Source organism: Candidatus Poseidoniia archaeon (genome assembly GCA_030748895.1).
Lineage (GTDB): Archaea > Thermoplasmatota > Poseidoniia > MGIII > CG-Epi1 > UBA8886.
Genome location: JASMLC010000008.1, coordinates 1 through 6,442, shown reverse-complemented (window position 1 = coordinate 6,442; position 6,442 = coordinate 1). Strand labels below are relative to the sequence as shown.

Genomic DNA, 6,442 nt, shown 5'->3' with positions numbered 1-6,442 from the left:
ACCCCGTCGCGCCGAGCGCGCCGGTAATCGAGTGCGACTTCATCACGCCGCGCGACCCTGCACCGCTAATTAAGCTACTTCCGCGTGCGCGACTTCCACTGCCGCGGGTAGGTCGAGCGCTCCATCAGCACCCGCTCGAGCCGCGCCACGGTGCCTTCCGCCCCGGCCATTTCGTCGGCGTGGCGCGTTGCGCGCGCCAGCGCGACCGCTTCACCGCGCAGCGTCAGCAGCGCCACCAGCTGCCCGCGCTTCAGGCTGCTCGAGACGGCGGCGACGCCGGGACCGCCGAGGTCGGCGCCGTGGCAGACCGCGTCGACCGCGCTGTCTTTGAGCTCCATCCGCGGCAACTCGCCGAGCAGTTCTTCGAGCGGCCGCAGCAGCCCGCAGAGCGGCGCGTCGTCGCCGTCGCTATGCGCCGCAAAGGCGTCGCGCAGCGCCACCAGCGGCACCGCGTCGCCTTCGCCGAACGGCCCCGAGGCGCTGCGGCGCAGCTGCGCCATGCTCGAGCCGCTGCCGAGGATGCGGCCAATATCGTGGCAGAGGTTGCGAATGTAGGTGCCACCTTCGCAGGCGACCCTGAAGAGCGATTCGTGGCCGGCGTGCTCGAGCAGTTCCAGCTCGTAGACGCGTCGCACCCGCAGCTGCCGCTTGACGGCGGCCTGCTTCGGCGGCACCTGGAACAGCGGCCCGGTGAATTTCGTAAACTGCTCGCGCAGCGCGTCTTCGGCCACGGACTGCGCGTGCGCCATCACGCAAATGTATTCCTTGCGCGACTCCTGCATTACCCGCAACGCGCGCGTCGCGCGGCCGACTGCGACCGGCAGCACGCCGGTCACCTGCGGGTCAAGCGTTCCCCCGTGGCCCGCCTGCCCCACGCCGAGCATGTCGCGCGTCCATGCGGCGACCTGATGCGAGGTCGGCCCGGCTGGTTTGTCGATGACGACCACCGACGACTCGAGCAGCTGCGCCACCTGGCGCTCGCCGGGCGGGGAGCCGAACGGCCCCGCGTTGGCATCCGCGACCGGCAGCATGCCGTCGTCGCGCTTGCGGTCGCGCGCCATCAGAGCGCCCCCCGGATGCGCGCCACGATAGCCTTCGGTGCAAGCGCGCCCGAGTCAATGTCCAGAGTGTAGGGCTCGCGCGAAGCGATGTCGATGTCGTAATAATCGCGATACCGCCCGGACTCGGAAGCTTCGCGCACCGCCATCGCCGCCTGCTGCTCGCTCGCGGAGCCGCCGTCGCGGTCGGCGACGCGCCGTGCGCGCGTCGCCGCGTCTGATTCGAGCCAGACGCGGGCTTCGCCGAGGCCATTGCGAAACGCCATCCAGCCGGCGAGCCGTCCTTCCATCACCAGCCCGCTGGCGCCGCGCATCAGTGTCACCGCGCGCGCATCGAGCTCGCGGTCGATGCGCTCGTCGCCTTCGGCGAGCGCGCCGAACTCCGCCAGCGTCACGCCGCGCGCGTCAGCCATGCTGCGGAACAGCTCGCCGCTCGACTGGAACTTCCAGCCGAGCGCGTCTGCGAGCAGCCGGCCAGCGGTCGTCGTGCCGGAGCCGGGCAGCCCCGAGAGGGTCACGAGCATTACCGGCGACCGGCGCTGGCGCTATTTGGGGCTGGCGCCGACCCGAACCTGAACCAGCAAACCTAAACCATCTTATACAGCAGGCGTAAGGAGGCTAAAGGTCAGATGCGGATTGAAGACGACCTTAAGTTGACCTTTGACGACGTGCTAATCCGGCCCAAGCGGAGCCGGCTGAAGTCGCGCGCCGATGTTACTCTCGAGCGCGATTTCTCGTTCCCGCACAGCGACACGACGTGGCGCGGCGTTCCCGTAGTAGCGGCCAACATGGACACGACCGGCACGTTCGCGATGGCGCGCGCCTTGCAACGGCACGGGATGCTCACCTGCCTGCAGAAGTTCTACTCGGTGCGCGAGCTGCAGCAGGCGCTCGATGACGGGGTCGAGCCGCGCCACGTCGCGGTCACCGCCGGCTCGACCGACGAAAGCTTCGCGCTGCTCGTGCGCAAGCTCGCCGCCTGCGACGGGCTCCGGATGGCGTGCCTGGACGTCGCCAACGGCTACCGCGAGGAATTCCTTGAATTTGTCACGCGCGCGCGCGAGGCGTTTCCGCAGCTGATTATCATCGCCGGCAACGTCGCGACGCGCGAGATGACCGAAGCGCTGGTGCTCGCGGGCGCCGATATCGTCAAGGTGGGCATCGGCCCCGGCTCGGTCTGCACGACTCGCGCCGTGGCGGGGGTCGGCTATCCGCAGCTCTCCGCCATCGCGGAGTGCGCCGACGCCGCGCACGGGCTGGGCGGCCACGTCATGTCCGATGGCGGCTGCGCCGCCCCCGGCGACGTCGCCAAGGCGTTCGGCGCTGGCGCCGATTTCGTGATGCTGGGCGGGATGTTCGCCGGCCACGATGAGTCGGGCGGCGAGCTGGTCGAGCAGGACGGCCGCCAGTTCAAGTCGTTCTACGGCATGAGCTCCCGCAAGGCGATGGAGGAGTACTTCGGCGAGGTCGCGCCGCACCGCGCGCCAGAGGGCAAGGAGGTGCGCGTGCCCTACCGCGGGCCGGTCGAGCCGACTTTGCAGGCCATTCTGGGCGGGCTGCGCTCGGCCTGCTCCTACGTCGGTGCCTGGCGCATCAAGGATTTACCGAAGTGCACGACCTTTGTGCGCGTCACTCGCACGACCAATGATGTCTACAAGTCGTTCGACGTCGACGGCTAGCGACGGAAGAGCCACGCCAGCAGTCCGCCGCCCGGGACTGCCTGACCCGCGTCGTAGAGCTCGGCTAGCTTTTCCGGTGACAGCTCCTTCAGCTCCGCCGCGTCGGTCGCCTGTAGCGCTTCGAGTTCTCCGGCGTCGAGCCAGACGCCGCTACAGCTGAGGCAGACGTCGAACTCAATGCCCGCAGCGTGCTCGGCGTCCATGATGCCGCCGCACCCGGGGCAGAGCAGCTGCGAGTCGGAGTCGATGCCGAGGTGCTTGGTCGTGAGGTGGTGCAGCGGCCGGTTGCCCGTAAGGCGCAGCAATTCGCCCTTGTCGAGGAAGAGCCCGCCGCAGCCGCCGCAGAGGTCGACGGTGACGTTCCAGAGGCCGCGCTTCTGTTTTTCGGCCGCTAGCGGTTGCCAGCAGCGGGGGCAGTCGCGCTGCATATTCAGCCGTCGACCGCGTCGCCCTGCTTGAGCGAGCAGGCGCGGCAGATGACGCGCGTCGAGTTCCAGCCGGGGCCGGTCGGCACCATGATTTCGGCTTTGCAGAAGTAGCACTTGCCCTTGAAGGCGGATGACTCTTTCGTGAACTTGGGCATGGGCGCCACCGCGGCGGCCGCCACATAAGGCTGACGGGACTGACGCGCGCCGTCTTTCCTGATGCCGCTCGCGCCACCGCGCTTCGCTGCCGAACCGTTTTAGAACCCCCTGCGGTCCGCCCGCCTAGCCGCGGTAGCTCAGGCGGGAGAGCGCCAGACTGAAGATCTGGAAGTCGCCGGTTCGATCCCGGCCCGCGGCACCATTTTTCCGGCGGCAGGCTGTTTAATACGCATCCGCGTCGCCGCGTCAGAATGATGCCGCCCGAGTATACCGTGGCCGCCCGCCAGGCGCTGGCGACGATGGCCGCGGGGCTGCTGTTCCTGGTCATCCTGCCGCTCGGCATCCCGCTGGCACTGGTCGTCGCGCCGTTCCTGGCTGGCCGTGCGGGGGCGCAACAGCTGCCGCGCAACTGGCACGCGTTCTTCGTGCTGACGGTCGGCTTCGGCTGGGCGGTCGCGCTGCTGCTGGCGCTGCTGCTGGGGCTGTCGCGGCTGGCTGGCCCGAGCTTCGCGCTCGGGACCATCGAGCCCATCCTGCTGTTGCTGATGCTCGCCGCCGTCACCGGCTCGTTCGCGCTCGGCGTCCGCAGCGCCCCCGGGCTGGGCGAGCGCGTCGCGCTCGATGTCGCGTGGGACGCGCTCGAGGAGGAGCAGCGCGCCGCGGTGCCAAAAACTGCTGACGATGAAACCGCGCCAGCCGACACGCCGCCATCCGGCGCTGCGCCCAGTGGCGCAGCGCCGGGCGGGGAACCGCAGCGCGACGCTGTGGGGCTGCTCGCGCGCTGGTTCAAGGGCGGGAAGCGCAAGGCAAAGCCGGACGCGGACGACGCTGCCGGGGACGACGACGAACCTGCGGAGGAAGCGGACGCCGACGAGCCGCCCAAAAAGAGGCGCGCGCGCAAGGGCGACCGCGTCAGCCGGGTCGGGGCGCTCGCGCGCCGTCGTCGCAGGGATTAAATAGCTCCGGGAGTCGCCGCGAGTATGGGTGGTAAAATCAGGGTGCTGATTGCCAAGCCGGGGCTGGACGGCCACGACCGCGGCGCCAAGGTTATCGCGCGGGCGCTGCGCGACGCCGGGATGGAGGTAATCTACACCGGCCTGCGGCAAAGCCCTGAAGACATAGTTTCGGCCGCCATCCAGGAGGATGTCCAGTTCATTGGACTCAGCATCCTTTCGGGCGCGCACGGCCATATTTTCCCGCGCGTGCTCGAGCTGCTGGAGGAGCAGGGCGCCAGCGATATCAAGCTGATTGCGGGGGGCATCATCCCCGACGGCGAAATCCCGAAGTGGAAAGAGATGGGCGTCGCCGGTATTTTCGGCCCCGGCTCGTCAACCGTGGATATCGTTGACTTCATTCGCGCGCAATCCGGGGCCTGACTTGGACGCCGCGGCGCTGGTGGTGATGTTCGATAGCCAGCCGCAGCGCGCCGCAGCGCGGTTGCTGAGCTGGATTGAGGATGAGGACCCGCGCGCGGTCGAGACGCTGCAGGCGACCTGGTCGCGCACCGGCAGCGCCTACGTCGTCGGCGTTACCGGGCCGCCCGGCGCCGGCAAGTCGACGCTGGTCGATTGCCTGGCGGTGCACGCCGCTGCGCAAGGCCATACGGTGGGCGTGCTGGCGGTCGACCCGACGTCGCCTTTCTCGGGCGGTGCAGTGCTGGGCGACCGGCTGCGGATGAACGCCGCGCAGCGCGACGGCATCTTCATCCGTTCGGTCGCGACGCGCGGCCATCTCGGCGGGCTGACGGCGACGACGCGCTATCTCGTCAATGCGCTCGAGCTGCTCGGCTGCGACCTGGTTTTCGTCGAGACGGTCGGCGCCGGACAGGGCGACGTCGAGGTGGTGCAGCTGGCCGATACGACCGTCGTGGTCGAAGTGCCGGGGCTTGGCGACGAGGTGCAGGCGCAGAAGGCGGGCATCCTGGAAATCGGTGACCTGCTAATTGTCAACAAGTCTGACCGCCCCGGCGCCGACCGGCTGGCGCAGGAACTGCGCATGGCGGTCGAGCTGGGCGAGCCGCGCGACTGGCAGCCACCGGTCCTGCCGGCGACCGCGACCGAGGGGACCGGCATCGACACGGCATGGGACGCTATCGCCGACCATCGCGCCCACATGGAGGCGGGGCCGCTGGCGGCAGACCGGCTGGCGCGTCAGATGCGCGAGCTGGAGCAGCAGCTCCAGCAACAACTCTTCCGCGACCGCATGGTCACTATCGGCGACAAGGCCCTGCGCCGCGCCGCGGAGCAGGTGCTCGCCCGCCGGAGCGACCCCTTCGCGGCCATCGACCGGCTGGCCAACTGATTAATCCCCCCGGCAGGTGCAACCGCATGGAGCCGCCCGTCCGCGACGTTCGCCGCTTTGCCGCGGAGCCGCACTTTGACCCGGACGCTCCGCCAACCGAGCTGGACGGCGAGCCGCCCACCAGCTTCGCCGCGCATGCCGCCGGCCAGTTTCCGGCGTCGCTGCTCGAGTCTGTCGAGCTGCCGGCCGGTGATTCGCAACAGCAGTTGCAGGCGCTCCGGGCGCAGCACCGGGATTTGCTCGCGGGACGGCCACAGCCGGAGCTGCTCGAGGGCGCCAGCCTGGTCGCGGCACCGCCGAGCCCGGGCGAGTTCGCGACACCGGTCGCGGGCGACACGAGGCTGCGCCCGCCGGCGATGCAGGCCGAGCCAGCGCACGACCCCGCAAGGCGACGCGACGACGACTGAACAGGGCACGTGGCCTAGCCAGGAATGGCGGCTGCCTCCTAAGCAGCAGGACCGGGGTTCGAATCCCCGCGTGCCCGCCATCATGCCTGATTTCCCTGATTTCAGCAGACATGAGGTGCAAACAGTCTTTATCGGGCGAACGTTCTACGCGTTCGATAGCTCCCGAATTTCGGGCTTTCTAATACTCACCGACGATAAACAGAATATCTTTATATAGCGGTTTTTGTATCGTCATACATCCGCACTGGACGGTAACGGTGAGACTATGGTATCAAAAAAGAGCAAGTCAGTCGAGTCCGAAGGACTTACTGACGGCAACGGCCTCACCAACGGTAACGGTCTAACGAACGGTAACGGTCTAACGAACGGTAACGGTCTAACGAACGGTAACGGTCTAACGAACGGCAACGGTC

The 6,442-nt window shown here is 68.6% G+C and carries 9 protein-coding genes and 2 tRNA genes; 7 read left to right on the top strand and 4 right to left on the bottom strand.

Features of this window, described 5'->3' with window-relative positions:
- Nucleotides 1–74: 74 nt before the first annotated feature.
- Together QGG57_04430 and QGG57_04425 are read right to left on the bottom strand one after the other, a co-directional pair.
- The gene (locus QGG57_04430) at nt 75–1,061 is read right to left on the bottom strand and encodes an RNA-guided pseudouridylation complex pseudouridine synthase subunit Cbf5 (GenBank protein MDP7007415.1); all 987 of its coding nucleotides are present in this window, start codon (nt 1,059–1,061) and stop codon (nt 75–77) included.
- On the bottom strand, nt 1,061–1,582 hold the full coding sequence (locus QGG57_04425) for a cytidylate kinase family protein (protein ID MDP7007414.1): 522 nt from the start codon (nt 1,580–1,582) through the stop codon (nt 1,061–1,063). Before QGG57_04425 ends, QGG57_04430 begins: the two co-directional genes overlap by 1 nt.
- 105 nt (nt 1,583–1,687) lie before the next feature.
- Between QGG57_04425 and QGG57_04420 the strand changes: the two genes are divergently transcribed.
- Entirely contained in the window at nt 1,688–2,737 is a 1,050-nt protein-coding gene (locus QGG57_04420; GenBank protein MDP7007413.1) for a GMP reductase, read from the top strand.
- Here the strand turns inward: QGG57_04420 and QGG57_04415 are convergent.
- Both QGG57_04415 and QGG57_04410 read right to left on the bottom strand, forming a co-directional pair.
- Complete coding sequence (locus tag QGG57_04415; GenBank protein MDP7007412.1) at nt 2,734–3,165, bottom strand: zf-TFIIB domain-containing protein; 432 nt, start codon at nt 3,163–3,165, stop codon at nt 2,734–2,736. The genes QGG57_04420 and QGG57_04415 overlap by 4 nt on opposite strands.
- A gap of 2 nt (nt 3,166–3,167) precedes the next feature.
- Complete coding sequence (locus QGG57_04410) at nt 3,168–3,320, bottom strand: hypothetical protein (GenBank protein MDP7007411.1); 153 nt, start codon at nt 3,318–3,320, stop codon at nt 3,168–3,170.
- Nucleotides 3,321–3,447: 127 nt separating this feature from the next.
- Between QGG57_04410 and QGG57_04405 the strand changes: the two genes are divergently transcribed.
- The 6 genes from QGG57_04405 to QGG57_04380 all read left to right on the top strand — a co-directional run bounded on the left by QGG57_04405 (nt 3,448) and on the right by QGG57_04380 (nt 6,109).
- Nucleotides 3,448–3,523: transfer RNA gene (locus tag QGG57_04405), tRNA-Phe, on the top strand.
- 49 nt (nt 3,524–3,572) lie between these two features.
- The gene (locus QGG57_04400; GenBank protein MDP7007410.1) at nt 3,573–4,277 is read left to right on the top strand and encodes a hypothetical protein; all 705 of its coding nucleotides are present in this window, start codon (nt 3,573–3,575) and stop codon (nt 4,275–4,277) included.
- Between the two features lie 24 nt (nt 4,278–4,301).
- Nucleotides 4,302–4,697: a cobalamin B12-binding domain-containing protein gene (locus QGG57_04395; protein MDP7007409.1), complete on the top strand. Its 396-nt coding sequence runs from the start codon at nt 4,302–4,304 to the stop codon at nt 4,695–4,697.
- Nucleotide 4,698: 1 nt separating this feature from the next.
- On the top strand, nt 4,699–5,622 hold the full coding sequence (gene meaB, locus QGG57_04390; protein ID MDP7007408.1) for a methylmalonyl Co-A mutase-associated GTPase MeaB: 924 nt from the start codon (nt 4,699–4,701) through the stop codon (nt 5,620–5,622).
- Between the two features lie 26 nt (nt 5,623–5,648).
- Complete coding sequence (locus QGG57_04385; GenBank protein ID MDP7007407.1) at nt 5,649–6,029, top strand: hypothetical protein; 381 nt, start codon at nt 5,649–5,651, stop codon at nt 6,027–6,029.
- Nucleotides 6,030–6,032: 3 nt separating this feature from the next.
- Nucleotides 6,033–6,109: transfer RNA gene (locus QGG57_04380), tRNA-Arg, on the top strand.
- Nucleotides 6,110–6,442 lie beyond the last annotated feature (333 nt).